This window comes from Caldalkalibacillus uzonensis (assembly GCF_030814135.1).
Taxonomy (GTDB): domain Bacteria; phylum Bacillota; class Bacilli; order Caldalkalibacillales; family Caldalkalibacillaceae; genus Caldalkalibacillus; species Caldalkalibacillus uzonensis.
In genome coordinates, this window is sequence record NZ_JAUSUQ010000019.1 from 18,467 (window position 1) to 37,314 (window position 18,848).

At 42.2% G+C, this 18,848-nt stretch carries 19 protein-coding genes, 1 pseudogene and 1 CRISPR repeat array; of the genes and pseudogenes, 5 read left to right on the forward strand and 15 right to left on the reverse strand.

Going from position 1 to position 18,848, the window contains the following annotated elements; genetic code table 11:
• Positions 1 to 67 precede the first annotated feature (67 nt).
• Genes J2S00_RS17760 through J2S00_RS17770 form a run of 3 tightly spaced genes read right to left on the reverse strand, consistent with a single transcriptional unit; the run spans position 68 to position 3,043 of the window.
• Positions 68 to 991 (reverse strand): glycine betaine ABC transporter substrate-binding protein, encoded by a 924-nt coding sequence (locus tag J2S00_RS17760; RefSeq protein WP_370875897.1) that lies wholly within the window; start codon positions 989 to 991, stop codon positions 68 to 70.
• A gap of 14 nt (positions 992 to 1,005) precedes the next feature.
• Positions 1,006 to 1,854, reverse strand: coding sequence for an ABC transporter permease (locus J2S00_RS17765; RefSeq protein WP_307343061.1), 849 nt, complete (start codon positions 1,852 to 1,854; stop codon positions 1,006 to 1,008).
• Entirely contained in the window at positions 1,844 to 3,043 is a 1,200-nt protein-coding gene (locus J2S00_RS17770) for a quaternary amine ABC transporter ATP-binding protein (RefSeq protein WP_307343020.1), read from the reverse strand. Before J2S00_RS17770 ends, J2S00_RS17765 begins: the two co-directional genes overlap by 11 nt.
• Before the next feature lie 248 nt (positions 3,044 to 3,291).
• Here J2S00_RS17770 and J2S00_RS17775 point away from each other — a divergent pair, with 248 nt between their 5' ends.
• Complete coding sequence (locus J2S00_RS17775; RefSeq protein ID WP_307343022.1) at positions 3,292 to 3,852, forward strand: GbsR/MarR family transcriptional regulator; 561 nt, start codon at positions 3,292 to 3,294, stop codon at positions 3,850 to 3,852.
• 83 nt (positions 3,853 to 3,935) lie between these two features.
• Here the strand turns inward: J2S00_RS17775 and J2S00_RS17780 are convergent, their stop codons facing one another.
• The 11 genes from J2S00_RS17780 to J2S00_RS17830 all read right to left on the reverse strand — a co-directional run bounded on the left by J2S00_RS17780 (position 3,936) and on the right by J2S00_RS17830 (position 17,408).
• On the reverse strand, positions 3,936 to 4,646 hold the full coding sequence (locus J2S00_RS17780; RefSeq protein ID WP_307343025.1) for a DUF2306 domain-containing protein: 711 nt from the start codon (positions 4,644 to 4,646) through the stop codon (positions 3,936 to 3,938).
• Between the two features lie 253 nt (positions 4,647 to 4,899).
• Entirely contained in the window at positions 4,900 to 5,253 is a 354-nt protein-coding gene (locus tag J2S00_RS17785; RefSeq protein ID WP_307343027.1) for a hypothetical protein, read from the reverse strand.
• Between the two features lie 131 nt (positions 5,254 to 5,384).
• Positions 5,385 to 5,645 (reverse strand): hypothetical protein, encoded by a 261-nt coding sequence (locus tag J2S00_RS17790; protein ID WP_307343030.1) that lies wholly within the window; start codon positions 5,643 to 5,645, stop codon positions 5,385 to 5,387.
• 367 nt (positions 5,646 to 6,012) lie between these two features.
• Positions 6,013 to 8,069: direct repeats of the CRISPR family, unit length 30 nt; unit sequence GTTTCAATTCCTCATAGGTAAGATCTAAAC.
• 221 nt (positions 8,070 to 8,290) lie between these two features.
• The gene (cas2, locus tag J2S00_RS17795) at positions 8,291 to 8,554 is read right to left on the reverse strand and encodes a CRISPR-associated endonuclease Cas2 (RefSeq protein ID WP_307343063.1); all 264 of its coding nucleotides are present in this window, start codon (positions 8,552 to 8,554) and stop codon (positions 8,291 to 8,293) included.
• 31 nt (positions 8,555 to 8,585) lie between these two features.
• Positions 8,586 to 9,590, reverse strand: a complete 1,005-nt coding sequence (cas1b, locus tag J2S00_RS17800; protein WP_307343033.1) for a type I-B CRISPR-associated endonuclease Cas1b — start codon at positions 9,588 to 9,590, stop codon at positions 8,586 to 8,588.
• A gap of 2 nt (positions 9,591 to 9,592) precedes the next feature.
• Positions 9,593 to 10,123, reverse strand: a complete 531-nt coding sequence (cas4, locus tag J2S00_RS17805; protein ID WP_307343036.1) for a CRISPR-associated protein Cas4 — start codon at positions 10,121 to 10,123, stop codon at positions 9,593 to 9,595.
• A 77-nt stretch (positions 10,124 to 10,200) separates the two neighbouring features.
• A complete protein-coding gene (cas3, locus tag J2S00_RS17810; protein WP_307343039.1) occupies positions 10,201 to 12,576 on the reverse strand; it encodes a CRISPR-associated helicase Cas3' in 2,376 nt (791 codons plus the stop codon).
• Positions 12,573 to 13,355, reverse strand: coding sequence for a type I-B CRISPR-associated protein Cas5b (gene cas5b / locus J2S00_RS17815; RefSeq protein WP_307343042.1), 783 nt, complete (start codon positions 13,353 to 13,355; stop codon positions 12,573 to 12,575). The genes cas3 and cas5b overlap by 4 nt, the downstream gene beginning before the upstream one ends.
• 14 nt (positions 13,356 to 13,369) lie before the next feature.
• Entirely contained in the window at positions 13,370 to 14,326 is a 957-nt protein-coding gene (gene cas7b, locus J2S00_RS17820) for a type I-B CRISPR-associated protein Cas7/Csh2 (protein ID WP_307343045.1), read from the reverse strand.
• 2 nt (positions 14,327 to 14,328) lie between these two features.
• Positions 14,329 to 16,128 (reverse strand): TIGR02556 family CRISPR-associated protein, encoded by a 1,800-nt coding sequence (locus J2S00_RS17825; RefSeq protein ID WP_307343048.1) that lies wholly within the window; start codon positions 16,126 to 16,128, stop codon positions 14,329 to 14,331.
• An 845-nt stretch (positions 16,129 to 16,973) separates the two neighbouring features.
• Positions 16,974 to 17,408 carry a PH domain-containing protein gene (locus J2S00_RS17830; protein ID WP_307343050.1) on the reverse strand — a complete coding sequence of 145 codons (435 nt, stop codon included), beginning with the start codon at positions 17,406 to 17,408 and terminating at the stop codon, positions 16,974 to 16,976.
• Positions 17,409 to 17,493: 85 nt separating this feature from the next.
• Between J2S00_RS17830 and J2S00_RS17835 the strand changes: the two genes are divergently transcribed.
• The 3 genes from J2S00_RS17835 to J2S00_RS17845 all read left to right on the forward strand — a co-directional run bounded on the left by J2S00_RS17835 (position 17,494) and on the right by J2S00_RS17845 (position 18,567).
• The gene (locus J2S00_RS17835; protein WP_307343052.1) at positions 17,494 to 17,634 is read left to right on the forward strand and encodes a hypothetical protein; all 141 of its coding nucleotides are present in this window, start codon (positions 17,494 to 17,496) and stop codon (positions 17,632 to 17,634) included.
• Positions 17,635 to 17,845: 211 nt separating this feature from the next.
• Complete coding sequence (locus tag J2S00_RS17840; protein WP_307343055.1) at positions 17,846 to 18,238, forward strand: nucleotidyltransferase substrate binding protein; 393 nt, start codon at positions 17,846 to 17,848, stop codon at positions 18,236 to 18,238.
• Positions 18,235 to 18,567 carry a nucleotidyltransferase domain-containing protein gene (locus J2S00_RS17845; protein WP_307343059.1) on the forward strand — a complete coding sequence of 111 codons (333 nt, stop codon included), beginning with the start codon at positions 18,235 to 18,237 and terminating at the stop codon, positions 18,565 to 18,567. Before J2S00_RS17840 ends, J2S00_RS17845 begins: the two co-directional genes overlap by 4 nt.
• A 29-nt stretch (positions 18,568 to 18,596) precedes the next feature.
• Here J2S00_RS17845 and J2S00_RS20055 read toward each other — a convergent pair whose 3' ends face one another.
• Entirely contained in the window at positions 18,597 to 18,767 is a 171-nt protein-coding gene (locus J2S00_RS20055; protein ID WP_442319993.1) for a zinc ribbon domain-containing protein, read from the reverse strand.
• Here J2S00_RS20055 and J2S00_RS17850 point away from each other — a divergent pair.
• Positions 18,742 to 18,848 (forward strand): annotated as a pseudogene (locus J2S00_RS17850) (transposase); the annotation flags it as partial. The gene J2S00_RS20055 and the pseudogene J2S00_RS17850 sit on opposite strands and share 26 nt — an antisense overlap.

Sequence of the window (18,848 nt, forward strand, 5' to 3'; positions counted from 1 at the left end):
TCATTAAAAAAAGAGAAAGGCAGTTCCTTGAGTGTTCATTTTTCTGCCTTTCTCTTCGTCATCCTATTTACTTTTGGCGAATCTCTTCAATGCTGTCAATATCAACGTAAGTGGGAACAACCAAACCGATTTTCGCTCCATCCAGGTTAGGTCCTAAATCCACAAAGTCATCTCTATAATCCTCATAGTAGGCAGCGTGTGTACCAGGCAGCCAGGCTGCAACCATTGCATCAGCTTCTCCGCTGGCCACCCCGGCGAACATCACCCCTGCTTCAACCGGTGTTAATTCCACTTCATAGCCGATTTCCTCTAAGACAAGGGCGATCACATGGCTGGAAGCAATTTCGGAATCCCAAGTCACATATACCAATTCCAGCTGTTCACCATCAACGGGTTCTACACCTTCAATCCAGCGATCCACAATGTCACGGTTATTATTAATCCATTTTTGGGCAGCTTCAAATTCACCCATATCATTTTGGGCAATGTCCACCATGACCTGGTTCATATCATCTGGTGTCCAATAAAAGTTATCCAACACTTGATAAGCACTGGGATGTTCTTCCTCAAGTCCTTGGCGAACCAATGTATGGATGCTTTCTTCTTCACCGTAGACCCCTTTAGGATCATCCAGATATTTTAAATCGTAAGCGGCAAATTTCCAGTGCGGTGTCCAACCTGTCACCACGATCCACTCTTCATTTTCAATAGCAGCACCTAAGGCGGCAGTCATGGCTGCGCTTGAGCTGGGCACCAACTCAATATCCAGGCCGTATTCTTCAATCGCTTGTTCCGTGGCTTGCATAATACCTGCACCTGCATCAATACCGGTAATATGCTCAAAACCTTTTTCCGTTTCTTGTACCGCTTCCCCACCGTTGTCAGCGCCAGTTTCTTCCGTACCGGTGGTTTCTTCAGAACCACACCCGGCAACAATTAAAGCCAAGCTGAGCAGTACTGCCCACAATATAAATAATTTTTTACCTTTCAACACACTCATCCTTTCTATGTTTGTTTTTGTTTATTGCCCATCAATTGGGTAATACGATCCAACACAATCGCCAGGATCACAATGCAGAGTCCGGCTTCAAAGCCTTTGCCCATTTGGTTTTGGGTCACAGCTTGGTAGACATCACGCCCCAGGCCCCGGGCCCCGATCATGGAGGCAATCACAACCATGGACAAGGCCAGCATAATGGTTTGGTTAATACCGGCCATAATGGTTCTCTTGGCTAACGGAAGCTGCACTTTAAACAATTTTTGATTACTGGTTGAACCAAAGGCATCGGCCGCTTCAATAATATCGACAGGTACTTGCTGGATACCCAAAATGGTGAGTCGGATAACGGGTGGCATGGAAAAGATAACGGAAGCCACCACACCCGGTACAGTGCCGATACCAAAGAAAAAGACAGCAGGGATCAGGTAGACGAAAGCTGGCATGGTTTGCATAAAATCGAGAACAGGGGTCAACATCTCTTTGATCCAAGTTTTTCTGGCAGCCAAAATGCCCAGGGGGATACCGATCACTACAGAGATGAGCGCTGCTGTCAAGACAAGAGACAAAGTATAAACCATATTGTCCCAGTAGCCCAAATTCCAAATCAAACTTAGACCGATTATGATAAAGATAGGTAATCCCCATTTTTTGCGCTTCCAGAAGACAGGTACAGCTAAAAGCAGAATCAGCAACCATTCCGGAAATAAAAAGAGCAAGGACTCGAAACTGTTGGCCACAGTAGAAATGATCCAATCTATTCCGTCAAAGAAAAATTTAAATTGTTTCAGCCAATCAACAAAATGCTCGAGCCAGTCTCCCAGGGGTATGCCTGCAGTCAGCCAATTATTCTCCATCATGTTTCACCCCATTTCCGGCCAGGGCAGCAAGGATCGCTCCCCGTACAACCACGCCGCGCAACCGCTTGTTGTGGTCAATAACAGCCAGCGGGATGGCTGTGTCATACACCTGTTCAAATAATTCATGCAGAGGGGTTTCAGGATCTGACGTCGGGATGTCACGAATCATGATATCCTCCAGGCTTTCTTGCCCTTGCTTGATAGCCTGTGACGCTTGATCGGCAGATACGGCACCCAAGAGTACTTTATTGCGGTCAATGACATAAATGCTGGACAAGCCTTGGTCTTGCATCCGTTTTAAGGCCACGCGCAAGCCGTCTTTGCCTAAAGTGACCGCTTCTGCCCGTTTCATCACATGACCGGCAGTCAACACCTTGGATAAATCCACATCCTCCACGAAGCGTTCCACATAATGGTTGGCCGGGTTCATCAAAATTTCTTCCGGTGTGCCAATTTGGACAATTTGGCCGTCCTTCATTAAGGCAATGCGGTCTCCCAGGCGCAGCGCTTCGTCCAAATCGTGGGTAATAAAAATAATCGTTTTCTTCATCTGAGATTGTAATTCGAGCAATTCGTCCTGCATGTCCTTACGGATTAAGGGATCCAAGGCACTGAACGCTTCGTCCATCAATAAAATATCCGGATCATTGGTCAAAGCTCTGGCCAGACCAACCCGCTGCTGCATGCCCCCGCTGAGCTGGTCGGGGTACTGCTGTTCCCAGTCCTTCAAACCCACCAGTTCCAAAGCTTTCAGGGCCGACTGTTCCCGTGCGGCTTTATCAACGCCTTGCACTTCCAAGCCATAGGCCGCATTTTCCAGCACGCTGCGGTGTGGAAACAAGGCAAAACGTTGGAAAACCATACTCACTTTTTTCCGCCGGACTTCCCTTAACTTATCCGGCTTCATTTGCACAATGTCTTCGCCGTCAATATGTATCGATCCGGATGTGGGATCAATCAGACGGTTTAACATACGTACCAGGGTGGATTTACCGCTGCCCGACAAACCCATAATGACGAAGATTTCTCCTTCATTAACCTCAAACGTAGCGCGGTTAACACCAACGGTACAGCCTGTCTCCTGCAAGATTTCCGCTTTGGTTTTTCCCTGTTCCAAAAGCTGCATCGCCTTCTTGGTCTGTTTGCCGTATATCTTGGTTACTTCATGGACCGTAATCTTTTTCATAACGTCACCTCAACTTTTCCCTTTCAACACTTTTCATGGTAACGTATGACCGAGCCCAAAAACAAAGGCCATATTTCAACATATATGCCCATAAACTTTGTAAAGTTTTTTCTGTACAAACAAAACATACTGTATCCTTAGAATAACTCCGGTTTCCTATGATTTAGGACCCAATACCTCCGTTTCACTTTTATCAGCGGTTTGTTAAAATCAAAATAGCTTTGCCTTAAAAAGGAGGCACCAGGAACATGCAAGATAAACAATGGCAGCACTGGCATGACACGCGTCAAAAAGTGATTCAAACCATTTCACAAAATATGCATTTATTTGGGATTACCCCTAGTGTGGGGCGATTGTACGGGATCATGTATTTTGAAGACCGGCCCATGACACTGGATGAAATGTGCGACGCGCTGGGGATGAGCAAAACCAGTATGAGCACCGGTGTGCGTGCCTTAATTGAAATACATATGGTTCATAAAATCTGGCAAAAAGGCGTTCGCAAAGACTTGTACCAGGTGGAGGAAGATTGGTACAAAACGTTTGTGGGCCTGTTTACCACCAAGTGGAGAAAAGCGCTGGAGAGTAATGAGCAGCAGGTACAGCAGGCTTATCAGGCATTATCCGACCTGTATAAGCAAACGGTAGATGAGCAGCTAAAAGATAAAATTGAAAAGGATCTGGATAAGTTGCAACATGCGATTGAATACTACGACTGGCTTAAACGTCTAGTGGAAAGTTTTGAGTCCGGACAGATCTTTGAATGGGTTCCGAAAACGGAGGGTAAGTCAGCTCAAGCTGAACGGTGAGGACGATAGCGAGGAGGATGTAAGGAAAAAATGGGGATCTCTGACCAGCAGAGGTCCCCTTTTATCTTATAGGTATTTTACTTTTAATGACTAAACTTCTTTGTATAGTATGTGGTAAATCCAATGATAACAGGCAGCATAACTATGGTCGGTATAAACCACAAAACAGGATGGGAACCAGCAATATTAAGCAGCTGAGGTGCACCAAACACTGTAAAAGCCGTAATCGTTGCAATACTGCAACTGAGCATACCCACGATATGTTCAATCAGCCATTGCCCCTTCATTTTTGGCACACGCAACCAATACCACAATTGTGATCCGCCCAAGAAGATACCTACCAACGGGAACCAAGCCAATAATGGAAAGTTAATGAAATGGCCATATATACTCATCCCAATGCCGCCCGATAGTAAAAGAAAAGGAAAAAGCAAATCAATGGAATGGCGGTGCCGGCTCTTTCTGTGCTTAAAACGAAGCACCCGAATACCATACCAAGCGGTAGCCGCACTTAATAATCCGATATAAATGAGAAACCAGGCAAAGGAAATCACCTCAGAATCACTATAAGGAGAAAAGAAAATGCGGTATAGGCCCATATACCACGCCGAAACACTGACAATGGCCATGGCAGACGTATAGATCCAGCCTATTCTGGTGTGTACCTTTCCGCCTTTTTTCGTTACAATAGGTATCCAAAAAGTGAATAGAGCTAAAAATCCGGCAACAATATGTACCCAGCGCATGCCCTCAAATAAAATCATATTGATCACTACGCCTTTCTCATTAATCATTGAGGTGGAGCACAAAACCATTTTTATTAGGGTAGGAATTAAAACACACCAATGCTGATTATTTTGAGAAAATCGAGGTCGCTTTTGAGTTTCCAAACTTTTATAGTTTAGCCGTTGTACCGCGCTTGAAAATCTCGTATTTTTTTGGCCCCCTCTATTCAGTTGCCAAAGAAAAGCCGCATGCTCAACAGCCTTGCGCCCGGGAATGTTGTTATGAGTTTCAATTCCTCAAGGTAGCCCTTTCACCTAAGAGCTACTTCTGATGAAAGTAATTAAAGATGACAAATCCCAAAAACAGAAGAACTTCGTCTAAATCCTCAAGGTCGTTTACAAATTCAAGTTTATACGTCCACAATTTGATCCGCTTACCGATCGCAATTGTTTGGCCTGATTTATTTTCTATTTTGGTTTCTGATCCAATAACAAATGAGGAATAGTAGTAAGTTTCTCCGTATCTCAAGATGGTTTTTTCTTTAAGTGCTCTGGTGTTTTTCCAGGATAAATCGTTTTGGATTTCCCCGCGTTTTTCACCTTCAACTATAATATCCCAAAATACATTAGATCCTATTTTCTTATCTTTTTTCTTCGTTTCACGGATCTCGATCACAGATCCATTAAACAATTCAACCTTAAAATTTAGATAAAAACTATATTTAAACACAGCACTGGATAGAAACCAATACCATACATTAGGGTAATACCGTCGGTAAACGGCTACCTAATTACCATTCTTAAAGATCATTTTCTCAGAAGTAGAAGCTCGACTGACGATACGAAATATAACACATTCTTACCGTTAAAGAGTTCATTTTCTTCTCCTAAATTCGGCTGCTCTCGCTCTTTTTTCTTTACACACCTGTCGATGATTAGAATGAATAATATTCCCAGAGGGAACATCAGCAAAATATATAATTGGCCTATATCAAATTCACCTTTAATGATATACCTTAATAACATTCCTATTAAACCGGCCAGGAATAACAACAATAATTCTGCCACTAATGATGCTCCTTACTTTTTTCAACATGATTCTAGGTTCATTATTATTTGACCTGCATACAATGACCAATTTTCACTTTTACGTTTAATAAACTTATAGTGTTGGAAACTTGTACTATTAATTCAGTAAAATGTTTTTGACGTGTCATGATCATCAACCCCCGATGTAATGTGTAATGACTACCTTAGTTGTATAATTCATAGGGGGGCTAATAAGTTTTGACATTCTTGAAGAACGGGGTATCAATTCCTCAAAGGTAAGATCCAAACATATAGTCCGTTCTGTTCAATCTGAGCAATACCCGCCCGTTTCATAGGTAAGATCTAAACACATAAGGTCTGCGGGCTTAGTCACGTGAATGTCCGGGTTTCAATTCCTCATAGGTAAGATCTAAACTCGAAAAATCCGGGAGGGAAAAGCGAGCTTGCGTCGAACTTGTGTTTCAATTCCTCATAGGTAAGATCTAAACTTTCCGATGTCGAATTGCTTTAAATCTGATTCGCCTGCGTTTCAATTCCTCATAGGTAAGATCTAAACGGGAGTACCGCATATTCCCGTCCATCACATTCCGTAGTTTCAATTCCTCATAGGTAAGATCTAAACGCAAACGTTGAGATCATTTCCGCGTCCGGTTCTCGGGTTTCAATTCCTCATAGGTAAGATCTAAACCTGAACACGAGATTTTCCTTCATAAAAGATTTGCCACGTTTCAATTCCTCATAGGTAAGATCTAAACACGGATATGCCAGCAGTGCAAGGTTAACGCTGGACAAGTTTCAATTCCTCATAGGTAAGATCTAAACTCGATAAGTTCTACTGTGAATCGTTCGTTGTGGCGTCTTTTTCAATTCCTCATAGGTAAGATCTAAACCATATTGGTTTCCAAATGGGTTTCCATATTGGTTTCGTAGTTTCAATTCCTCATAGGTAAGATCTAAACGTGCATACTTCCACATCAAAAAAGGCCAACCATACCACGTTTCAATTCCTCATAGGTAAGATCTAAACAAATTCAACATCACACCTGCTGTATAAGAGAGGGTGAAAGTTTCAATTCCTCATAGGTAAGATCTAAACTGGCAAGTGTCACAACATCTTCAACGCTGTCAGGGTGTTTCAATTCCTCATAGGTAAGATCTAAACTTTTCGCTCCATACCCGCCAGTCACTCCGGAATGTGCAGTTTCAATTCCTCATAGGTAAGATCTAAACAAGGAGGCAACCCCTGTCAAAAATTCGCCTGAACGAGTTTCAATTCCTCATAGGTAAGATCTAAACCGGCGTTCAAGTTGTTTCAGTCCTTGGTTATCTCCAAGTTTCAATTCCTCATAGGTAAGATCTAAACGATCTGAGACAATGTCGAAGCATATGGCGGGATATGGTGTTTCAATTCCTCATAGGTAAGATCTAAACGGTGCGGAACATACCGCAGACCACCTCCTTTCGTTAGCGAGTTTCAATTCCTCATAGGTAAGATCTAAACTTGCAATAGATAATCACCTTGCCCGTCAGGGAGTCGAGTTTCAATTCCTCATAGGTAAGATCTAAACCGGGAAAAGGCCGAATCTAAAGGCGATGACGACGAAGTTTCAATTCCTCATAGGTAAGATCTAAACGTAGGATGAAATTTCTTTCCTTCCCCTTTACTTGAAAGTTTCAATTCCTCATAGGTAAGATCTAAACTCCCCGTAGGCCATAGCGTCACTCCTTTCATATTTCGGTTTCAATTCCTCATAGGTAAGATCTAAACCGTAGCCGATGCCGAACCTTTCCGTGCTGACCAAGTCGGTTTCAATTCCTCATAGGTAAGATCTAAACTTGTAAGTCCCGTTGATCCTAGCCAAAGGATCACCCCCGTTTCAATTCCTCATAGGTAAGATCTAAACTCATCACGGCTTGCCTTTCTCTCAGCTTCTCTTGTGCGTTTCAATTCCTCATAGGTAAGATCTAAACCGGCTGTGCTGGATTCATACAATTCGTTGGTGATCACAGTTTCAATTCCTCATAGGTAAGATCTAAACGAGGTGGATGTACAGAATGGGCCTGATCAAAGGAAGTTTCAATTCCTCATAGGTAAGATCTAAACCTGCCTACAACATATTTCCACCACTGTCTTGCCACCAGTTTCAATTCCTCATAGGTAAGATCTAAACTATACTCGATGAACGTCGGGTTTTGCGTGCGCCAACGAGTTTCAATTCCTCATAGGTAAGATCTAAACATTACGCGAATGAAGGCGTGGATGGTTTTGAGCCATAGTTTCAATTCCTCATAGGTAAGATCTAAACGACGAATATGATCGCCTAAAAGCGCAGGCGGAATAGGGGTTTCAATTCCTCATAGGTAAGATCTAAACCGACGAGGAAGGCAACGTCAAAGGCATCGATGAGGCGAGTTTCAATTCCTCATAGGTAAGATCTAAACCCAAAAAGTGCTGATAATACAGTATTCGATCTATAACTTTAAAAATCCTCCTTCAATTTAAAGCTTTTAAACTTTGTTACATCAACCCTCTATCTATCTGGCTTCAAGGGTAATTTTTCATAATTTTCTGTGTCGTCGATCCCCGAGGTTTTTTGCACTACTTGGGATCGACGACACAGAAACTGTATAGACGCTATCTACTGAATACATCACCAAAATATCTACAAAATATTCTCATCTCCACCCTTTTTTAATCCCATTTCTTCTCGTTTAGAATAACGCTTGGTTCTAAAAATATAAAAGACGACGGAGTCCTCCTCAGGATCAATCAAACGGCTAAGCTCAGTTTTCAATTTAACATAATTAGCTTGCGAGATCTCACCTTCAAACACCGAATTTTGAACCCAGTGCAAATATTTGCGGCAAATCTTCAGCGCCTTGGCTACTCTCTTCTCATTGAAATCATACACCACAATGACAAACACTGCTACAACACCATCCCTGCCTCTGTCCACCTTACCATAACGCCTGATAAGGCTCATATTCTTTTTCACCCAAAATATGCTTTTGAATTTTGTACAACTCCAAGCGCATTAACCGCCGGTAAGAGACGGAACGACCAAGGTGCCTGTGGCTAATAGTTGTCTTTAACCTCTTATCCATTTCGGCAACAAACGTCCGTTTTCCGCTTTCCGAAAGCAAAATACCACCTGTTTGCCGGTCAAATTCTTCCTTTGTAAGCATTTTCTTATTAAGCAAATAAAAAATCAGGCGGTCGACAAAAATTGGCTTAAAAATTTCAGCAAGATCCAGATTCAAAGAAAATCGTCTGAAATTTGTGGCATGCAAATAGCCGATACGGGGATCAAGATACGTTTTGTAAATTTCACTCAATGCCATGGTGTAACACAGAGAGTTCCCAAAACTGATCAAGGCATTTAACCTGTTCAAGGGCGGACGCTGACTTCTTTTTTCAAACCGAAAATCAGCATCCCCTATGATATAATCAAACGTACTGTAATAGGCTTCCCGGGCGTGGCCCTCCACAGCCATCAGTTCCTCTACGCTTTTTTGCTGTGGAAGTATGTCCAAATGATGATCTAACCTGTCTATGCATTCCGTCAGTTGCTCTTGCCCGGATTTCACACGCGAAGTATAATACTTAACCACCCTGCGCATCTGTCCAATGGAACCTTTAACAAACAAGCGAGCCAAAGTCAGTCTTTTTTCTTTGTCCAGATAATGCTCCGCCTGTTTTAGCACAACATGTCCAGCATTAAGATGCTCACGGGGATAAAATGTGCCCATATAATAGCCATAATGATTAAAATAATGCACACAGATTTCTTTCTGCGAAGCAAATTCCAAAAAACGCTTGGTCACGTCCACTTCTCCAAAAATAAAAATATCGTTTGTATCTTCTACCGGTATAAATTTGCGCTGTCCGTCCGTTTCGAAATAGAGACTATTATCTTTGCGCCGTAATTCGCCATTGTTAAAAATATACAGTGTTTTTTTCACCATCAACCCTCCTCCGCCCAGCAATATTCCCGGTAAGCACATTTTTGGCAAAAGGGAATTTTTTTAGGAGGAGGGGGGACGGGAAAGCGAGCGATTTTCCGTATATCAGCAATAGCCTTGTCCAATTTTGTTTTCGCTTCAGGTGTCCATTCCACTATTTCCTTTCTGCGCTCTTTAGGAAAAAGAAGTTCACCCCTGGCTGTAATGCCCATTTGTCGCAAAGTATCTAGATAATACAAGAGTTGGTAACGCGCACTCTCCTTAAACCGGGACGACTTTTTCACTTCACCGATCACAAGTTCTCCTCGTTCTTCCCGCACACGATCAATTTTAATGTGACCAAACGATAATTCTTTTTTATCACGCTGGTAGGTTTGATCATTGAAGAATCGTCCCAAATCAACGTTTTCATCATCCTGGTCGGCTGCAATTTGATGGACGATCAGCCACACTTCCCGCTTGCAGATGAAGTAATACCAAATGTGTACGCCAGTAACCGGCATCTCATAGGGAGCTGCCTTTACATCAGCCATGCCTCTGCCTCCTCTGCACTACGCTTTACACCATTCTACGGCGCACCAGATGTGTCACCACAACAACTTTAGACTTTTTACCATATAGCGGTTACCCCTTCTGTAATAAAACCCGTGTTTGGATCGTAATAGTCAGCAAGTGAATTGTACCCTACGTAAAAATGATCGTTAACCACCGGCGGACGGTTTTCCACTTTGGCCGGAACTGAGACCACATATTCTTGAAACTTTATCTTTAACCTGGCCAACTGTTGGTACCTTTGAAGACTATTTTCCATGTCTATTATCTCTTCAAAGGAGGCCCAAATCCTTCTGGCTTCTTCATCTAGCTCAATAAAAATATCAATCTTAGGATACTCTTCTTCAATTAATTGAAAATCTGACACGGGAATACGTTCAGGATCTTCCTCCCCTGAAAAATAGAGAGTGCTTACAGCGTTTAAATATTTTATAGATTCACTCTTGCTCAGTTTTGTTTTGATGATCTCATAGTACTTCTCGATTAAGGGAAACAACTCTTGTTCCTTAATTTCCTCAAATTGTTGCAACAACGCTTTTGTCTCTTCAATCGCCACTTTTGGATAAACCAACCCGGCGTAAGAGCCTTTTTTCCCATTCCACAAATGCATGATGTGAACCGTTCCTGTGCGCAATCCATTCCGGTTACAACGCCCAGATGATTGAACAATGCTTTCCATGGGAGACAGATCCCGATAAATCACATCAAAATCAATATCTACTCCTGCCTCAACAAGTTGAGTGCTCACCACAATCCGATATTTACCCGCTTTTATTTCCCTAATCCGTTTTAATCTTTCTTTAGGTGGAATATGCGTAGATAAAAAGGCTATTGGCTCGTCAAATTTCGTTTTCAATTCAGCAAATAGTTCTTTGGCAGATGAAATGGTGTTCAATATAAATAAATAGGAACGCTCAGGATAAAGATTCAACCCTTCTACAAACTCTTCTATCGTTTGTTTTGTGGAAACATTCGGGAATAAACGAACCCTGTCCATCTGGTTGAAATACTTTTGCCGGTGGCACAACTCGATTAACCCGTCAGCTGGTTCAAATAACTTAGGCTGTGTTGCTGTTAACAGAATGACATCCGTATTCATCCCACGCGTCAATTCAAGCAACATCTCCCTCATCAAGGGCCAAAATTTTACAGGAACGGCCTGTATTTCATCGATGACCAAAATAGCATTCGCCAAACGGTGAAACTTCCGCATCGCACGATTGCGATTGCTAATCAGAGTTTGAAACAACTGAACAAACGTGGTGCAGATCAATTCTGATTGCCAGCCTTCCATCAAAATACGGGCCTGATTCTCGTTAAAATCATACTCGGCATCACCGAACATCTCCTCATAGGGATCCACCATGGAGTGGTGTTTCATCAACATAAAAGGATCAACTGGAAAAGGCTGATATCGCAACACATTTTCAAACACTTTCGCATTTTGATCAATGACACTTAAAAATGGCAGAGCATAAATGATACGTGGGGCAATTCCTCTTTCACACTTTCTACGCTCTCTTAACTGCAAAGCTGCTTTCAGCGATATAATCGTTTTTCCCAGTCCTGTTGGTAAGTTTATGGAAAATAACCGGCCCGGGGCTTGTTCCAGATTCTCCTTCACTTCACGATATGCCTGTTCACGCAGACGGTTAATCCCTGCTAAATTCCAATTTTGTTTGGCCCGATACTCATCTACACATAAAGAGTTTATATCTTTACGTTCGATTCTCAGCTTCTCCTGAAATGCTGCTTGATTTTTATCGGCATCCAACAAGAGGGAGTATAGAGAACAATATTTGTAATAGAACTGGGTCGTTTGGACCGTTTGGGGTTTCAACTCTCTGCGGATTTTCCTGCGCCAATGGCGGATGTCCTTTTCGAAAAACGTTTCTACCCACTGTGTGACTTGTTCTTCTGTAAGGGGGTGTAAACTTTTGATTGTTTCAGGCAGAAAGGACGCCAAGTGAAACACAATGTCATTCCATCCAGCATAGTCAATCGCTTTTGCTTGTTCAAGCAGAGGATGGCGTTCTTCTTGAGGGATATTAACTTCTGAGAACAAATTGTTCATATTTCCATGATGCCGTTTGACGGCCAAAAATAAGAAAAGCGGTTCATAAGAAGCATGTTGCTGAGGTTCGAGATTTTTTTTCCCTATAAAATAGCTCACGATGGCTGATAAAAGGGAATGTCTGTTTAGTGGCGTTTTCTTTTTATCTTCCGAAAGTATATAGTCTTGAAAATAAGATGTAGCTTTTGCGAAATCATGAAAAACGGCGGCCACGCACAATAGGTCACGTAGCCTCCGCTTTTCTTCAGTTGTTTCCCAGCCGGTAAACTGACGCTGTTCCCACAGCTGCTGAACAGCTTTGAGCACTCCTGCCAAATGATTTTGAAGTGATTGGTCGGGATGGGAATACAAGACATTCATAAAACCTCACCTTGTTGAACAACGCTTTCCGAAATACGCTCATTGAGGAAAACGTAACGGTATATTGTCCCGTTATTTCCAGTTCCTTCATAATAATGGGCCACATCTGCTTCAATCGTTTGGCCGTTCATATCAAACAAACATTCTTCATAGGCCGATACAATCCGGACATCATTCATATCCAAAGGAAGTCGTTCCTTTTTGTACCTTTTCCCCGGTTGGAGCCGAACCCCTTTATGCCGGATAAGAGATAACGGAACCACCGTATGCATTTCTACAGGTTCGCCTGTTGACTTTTTCCAGTGGCCGTCTATTTCATCTACAAATTGAAAGTTAGCCAGTAACTCGCTCAAGCCAAGCGAAACTGTATAATATGTCTTATGTTGTTTGATATGACTAACCAGCTTGTTATATAGAGCTTCATCATCCATAGCAACGAATAATCGGAACCGGGCATCTTTCAAAAATTCTGTGCGGATCTGCGTTCTTGCACCTTCCCTCCGTTGTTTGGGCACCCATACATTCCCTTTGGTATTAATTAAGTTTAGACCAAACATGATTTTCTTGACCGGATGGATTAAGCCAACTCCAATGCGCGTATGAGCCTCTTTTAATTGAGTTAGATACATGTTATTTTCCTTTGACAAGCCCAAGACAGCTCCAAGTATCCCATAAGCGGCTGTAGGTGGAAGAACAGAGAAAGTTAAGGGGGAGGAAGTTGAATAGTATTTCCGAAAGTGTCCCCACTCCCCCCATATGTCAAAAATCAATGTTCGCATGGCTGGCCACGCTCCTAATAGATGAGTTCTTGTGTTTTAATTCCAAGTCGATTCAACTCTTCAAGCAGGTTATGGGACAAATTCATTTGCGAATCAAACCGATATTGTACCTCTTGAATTTTGTCTCTCTCTTCTGCCAGTTTTTCTAACAACAGCGACAGATCCAACGTACCATCGGATACATGACGAACTTCTTCTTCCGCTTTTTCAGTGTGGAAACGAATTAAGCGGTTTAACTCTCCGATATGGAAACAATCTTCACGATAAACCACACGCAGCAATAAGCGAGGTTGTTGCCCCACCTTACTGCGGGAGATCAAGTTTTTGGTTCCGTTCCAAAGGCCTTCCAGCAAAAGTGCAACATCCTCTTCAGTCATATGGGTGTGTTCCGCCGCTTTTTCATTGATCACGCCATAAAAAGCAATTAAGGAATACGGAACAACATACTCTTCCCGAAACGTTTTCCGCGTTTGTTTATCTCCTGAAGCAAAAGCGCCAGTCCCCTTTATATATTCAAGCTTGACCCGGTGCAGGGATTGTCCCATTTGGAACTGAACGGGACCGGTCAAGGTAATGGAACTTTTTTCTTTCGAACTTTTCTCAACGGGGATCGTTCCGCCGAAAAGCCGTACATCAATACATTCTCGAAGCAGATTCTCCTGAATCAAACGCTTCATCTCAGCAAGTTTCAGATTTGACTTGGATACCTTTTCACCATTTTCCCATAAAAAGTCTTCCGCCCGGTGCTTGGCATCCTGAATGATCCCTTCATCATCTGATATCTCCCGGACAAAAATTTCTTTTCCCCGATACTCATGAAGATAATCACGAATCGTACGTTTGAGGCGAACATCAGTGACGATATTACGCCCTGTCTCTTCATCGATGCGCGGCTTGTTTTCATCCACCGGATCTCCGTTCGGATTTGTCCAACTGGCGTCATAAAGAAAGAGAATTTCAGAACGATTCATCTTTATTTTTCCTCCCCTTCAGTGGTCTCTTCTCTTTTACCATACAAAATGTTCTCTATATGATGAACCAGGTTCATCCCGCTCACAAAACAAAAATTCATTTCATCGACTGAAAGTTTCCATCCTGTCCCGGCCCGCAAAAAGAAGTCGGAAATCTCTTCAGCCAGTAACTGTTTCTTAGCATCAAACGCATTGTACTGCTGAAGCTTGTCCTGAACTTTGGGCAACAAGCCATGGAAATCTTTTTCCTGCATTTTTAAGCCTTTTAATTGTTTCAAGAAAGGCTGGGAGTTCCTTTCATACTGTTGTTTTTTAAGTAACATCTGGGTTAGGGCCCCTAAAAGGAATAGTGCTTTTTTCTCAGGACGGTCAAGATGGGGGCCATATAACTCAAAAATACCTTCAAAATGTTTTGACGGCACAAAATTCCCCTCCCCGGTTTCCAATATCTTTAGTTCGTCAAAGAAAATCACATTCATCAACGCATCCCGGACGACATGAAAGATTTTATCGGTATCAGAACCCTCACCTTCCCGTTCAGAAGTACCGGCCACATGTTTGCGAATCTCCTGCATAAAGAATCTGGTTAAAAAGCGGATGTCAAGGGGTTGGCCGCGAAAGACAGCGGATGTAATCTCTAAAAAATATTTATCCAAATCCGATTGACGCTTGTTGTCATCGGATTTATTAAAGAAAGTCCTGATTCTCCCCAAGTGGTAGCGACGATATGGGCTCGGGCCTTCCTGCAACGGAAACCGTTGCTCTACCTGTTTTTTGGCCTCAAATATTTTCCGCAGACGGGAAGGGATAACATCTTCAACCACCATCAGGATGCGCTCCGCAGACTGAACTTTCCTTAAAAACAAAAGGTGGAAAAGCACATCATCGTCAGCCTCTTGTAAGGCATCCAATATATCCTCTTCGTCTGCTAATGAGTTTTCAATTTGTTGTTGTGAATGCAACGTTTTGTATTTGTTCCCGCTTCTTAGAATTTCTGTGACTTCATCCCGGGTATCTGGCTCTCCGAATATAAACTCTGGTATTAGGTGATATTCGAGACCGTAAAAACGGAATTTAAGCCTGTTTTCCAAAAAACGTTTCCCTTCCTGAAGGCACAGATTACAGTCCATACAAACAGGGTGGTTTCGCCAGGCTAGCTCTTTATCAAATTCGCCACTGATAAAGCCTGGCTTATCATTGGTATAGAATTTAAAAGCAGGTGACCCGGCCATAACGACATCTTGTCGGTGGCCACATACTGAACAGACCTGGTCTTTTGCTGAAACTTCACTGTCCTTTTCCTGAACCAACCGGGTAAAAAGAGAAACAAAAACAGGATCTTCTTTGAGATAATGACCGTTGATCTTTAAGGTCAAGACACAACCACCGTTTGTTTCGCTTAGTTTTGTTTCAAGAGTTCGATAAATATCATCCCGGTTTTTATGAATGATATTATAAATATTTTGTATATAAGAAATATCCGGTTCAGAAAAATTGGCTTTTTGTTTGATCACTTTGTCAAACCAGGCCATGAATTTTTTATCAAAAGTTTTCGCCAAATCGGTCACTATCGTTGTCGGAGAAAAATTGGGCCCGTTTGAAGCACCACGACGATAAAGGTATTTGTGAGACTCCCCCTCCTCACATTCTTCCATTTCCACTTTCCACTGGTCATTTTCGATTTCAACAAGGAATACATGGGGATAATTAGTTTCGGAGATGGGCTCGATTAGCACATCTAACGTCTCTTTCGATTCCTGTTGGAGAACCCACTTACCCAATTCCTGGACGGCAGTGATCATACGTTCACCTCGCTTTTTCCCGCACCTTGGCTTAACCTCAAAAGAAAAACTTATCAGTCTGTATGAACCAATTTATGAACCAATGCGAACTAACTATGGTTGTCCCAGGTCATCACTTATTAAGATCCCCCCTTTTTAAACCAGCCATTTATCATAAATTTAACAGATGATTTTGACACATGCGTGTCAGGGAACATTAATTCGGTTTCTATAATACTGATTAACAGGTATAAAGACCTAAGCCAAAAAACCTATTTATTCCTTTCTATTCTTTTCTAAAAATTCCTGCTAAGGAAATGTTTTTTGAAATTTATTTTTAAAATTCAGATAAATCTGGATACCTAGAAACAAATGAGAGGTATCACCTTGGTTTACTGTTCATTCAAGTCACTACTTCATGTTTGGTGCGTTTGCCGCTTTCTCCCAGCCTTGATGGACACTGACGGTTTTTTGATCTCTCTTCCTCTCTTGTTTTTCTCTCGTCTCTTTGTGTACAGTCCATCCACTTCCACGAAAAGCACGTTCTGTTCGAACGGAGAAGGTTCCCCGGAGATGACTTCGGTGTTCAGAAGCTGTTGCCTATGACTTCATAACTGATGACACTAATGTCGGGATAACCCAAAAGTTTCTCTGATACTCTTCGTGTTTGACGATAGGATGTGCCTGTCACTGCAAGTTCAATGGCCATATTTTACACAACAGGACCCATCCTTTTTTGTTCGCCAAAAGCTAAATACTAATCCAGCAAACAGACTTAATGTCATGTTTTACGGTCTAGGTAATAATTTCTCCTCAGTTCTATGTGCTTGCAGCTATAAATCTGCGACCTTCATTCGTTACATAACTTATTGTTTGAGTTCAACCGGTTGTGTTCTTTTCTCGTTTATGACCTGTACAAACTTTTCGATATTTTCAGGTGCGATGATAGTATAATCGTACGTATTGTAATGCAGAATATACCGTTCTTTGGACAATGCAATCGAGGCGACTTGCTGGTACGTTTTCTCGATTTTTTTAATTGAAGCCAATGGAATCACGCGTTTAAACGGACCGAATCGAATAATCAACTCATTGTCTGTAACAATATAGATTGTACTGAACCATAGCCAAAAAATAAAAAAGCTGCTGATCCCGAAAAGCAGGAAAAAGAACAGGCTGACACCCAAACCGGCTTCGTAATAGACAGGTATGGCGAGACCTACGGCAAGTCCGGCGAAAAGCAGTCCTGACCCCCAAACGATTGTACGGTAAATTGTGTCTTTGCTGGCATTAAATTTCATCAATCACACACCTTCCTTTCATAAAATGCTTTTTATGGCTATTTCAAAGACCACCGCAGAGATTGGAAACAGGAGTTATTGGCTGATGACCAGGCACAGTATCTGTAACGAGGGGCAAAAACAGGTTGTTGGTACCGAGCTGCATGATGAGGACAATGTAACATTTGTTTTCATTGGAACCCAGCCCCACGTCGGGTCTGATTTTAAAATCCATACACCACTTTAATAAAACAATGTAAAAACAGCTGTTTTGCCTCAGTTGCTTATCTTTTGACAACGCGTATTCTATCGATGTCATCCCCGCGGTACGCCAATTCGGAGGGAATGCCAATACAATCCTTCGCTGGGTCATAGCCACTTGTTTTTCTATTAAATTTCTTGGGATATAATAATAGAAGCAAGTATATCGTGCGGTCGAGGAGGAGGCTTGTCTTATAATGCAAGATATTCGTTGGAAGCAACGTTATGATAATTATCGCAAAGCCTTTCATCAATTAACGGAATTTATTACAAAAGGTGAGTTAAACAAATTTGAAGTACAGGGGCTTATTCAATGTTTTGAATATACGTTTGAGCTTGGCTGGAAAACGATGAAAGACTATCTGGAACAAGAGGGGTTTAATGTTCCCAGTCCTCGCAAAGCCATTCAAACCGCCTTTCAATCACAATTAATAACAGATGGTCACACATGGATTGATATGCTGGAAAAAAGAAATTTGATGGCACACACATATAATGAAAAATATGCCGAGGAGGCAGAACGTCTGATCCGGGAAAGATACTACCTCGTTTTAAAGGAACTGTGTGAGAAGCTGGAGGTAGAAAGATGAAATTTGGACTTAATGACCGGGACATGAACTTCATTGTTCAAACAATCTCCACATTCGATGAAATTGAAAAAGCTGTCCTTTTCGGTTCACGTGCCAAAGGAAACTATTCGGCTGGCTCCGATATTGATATCGCTATCTACGGTAAAAAGGTTGATATACACGTTGTCTCAAAACTACATTCATTGTTGGAAGATCAAAGCCACATGCCCTATTTGTTTGATGTGATTGATGGATCGCACCTTATGCATCAGGATTTAAAAGAGCACATTGAGCGTGTCGGTCAGGTGATATATGAGAAAAGTAGAGATGATTACCAGACAGAGGCATAGTAGCCGTAGAGTTGACTCATAGCAAACAGTCACAATCCTACTTGCTGAATGTTCTTGGCAGCATTGATGTCCCAGTCATGGTGAATTCTACAGGCAGGACATGTCCATGCTCTCGCTTTAATTGCATTACACTCAGCGGCATTCGTCTGCGCCTGGTTTTTCATACATTTCTTTTTGTTGTCGGAAATTGGCCCTGACATGACACAGTTTCCTTCGGCAGCTCACTTGTGTTCATGGGCAGGACTCGCCCCAGGGAATAACGAAAGTGCCGGAAAACGAAA

Excerpts from the sequence above, each read along its gene's own strand:
- J2S00_RS17835 (WP_307343052.1), top strand. The coding sequence starts at position 17,494 with ATGACCAGGCACAGTATCTGTAACGAGGGGCAAAAACAGGTTGTTGGT.
- cas4 (WP_307343036.1), bottom strand. The coding sequence starts at position 10,123 with ATGGCTGATGTAAAGGCAGCTCCCTATGAGATGCCGGTTACTGGCGTA.
- cas3 (WP_307343039.1), bottom strand. The coding sequence starts at position 12,576 with ATGAATGTCTTGTATTCCCATCCCGACCAATCACTTCAAAATCATTTG.
- cas5b (WP_307343042.1), bottom strand. The coding sequence starts at position 13,355 with ATGCGAACATTGATTTTTGACATATGGGGGGAGTGGGGACACTTTCGG.
- J2S00_RS17765 (WP_307343061.1), bottom strand. The coding sequence starts at position 1,854 with ATGGAGAATAATTGGCTGACTGCAGGCATACCCCTGGGAGACTGGCTC.
- J2S00_RS17840 (WP_307343055.1), top strand. The coding sequence starts at position 17,846 with ATGCAAGATATTCGTTGGAAGCAACGTTATGATAATTATCGCAAAGCC.
- J2S00_RS17830 (WP_307343050.1), bottom strand. The coding sequence starts at position 17,408 with ATGAAATTTAATGCCAGCAAAGACACAATTTACCGTACAATCGTTTGG.
- J2S00_RS17845 (WP_307343059.1), top strand. The coding sequence starts at position 18,235 with ATGAAATTTGGACTTAATGACCGGGACATGAACTTCATTGTTCAAACA.
- J2S00_RS17780 (WP_307343025.1), bottom strand. The coding sequence starts at position 4,646 with ATGATTAATGAGAAAGGCGTAGTGATCAATATGATTTTATTTGAGGGC.
- J2S00_RS17770 (WP_307343020.1), bottom strand. The coding sequence starts at position 3,043 with ATGAAAAAGATTACGGTCCATGAAGTAACCAAGATATACGGCAAACAG.
- cas7b (WP_307343045.1), bottom strand. The coding sequence starts at position 14,326 with ATGAATCGTTCTGAAATTCTCTTTCTTTATGACGCCAGTTGGACAAAT.
- J2S00_RS17775 (WP_307343022.1), top strand. The coding sequence starts at position 3,292 with ATGCAAGATAAACAATGGCAGCACTGGCATGACACGCGTCAAAAAGTG.
- J2S00_RS17825 (WP_307343048.1), bottom strand. The coding sequence starts at position 16,128 with ATGATCACTGCCGTCCAGGAATTGGGTAAGTGGGTTCTCCAACAGGAA.
- J2S00_RS20055 (WP_442319993.1), bottom strand. The coding sequence starts at position 18,767 with ATGTCAGGGCCAATTTCCGACAACAAAAAGAAATGTATGAAAAACCAG.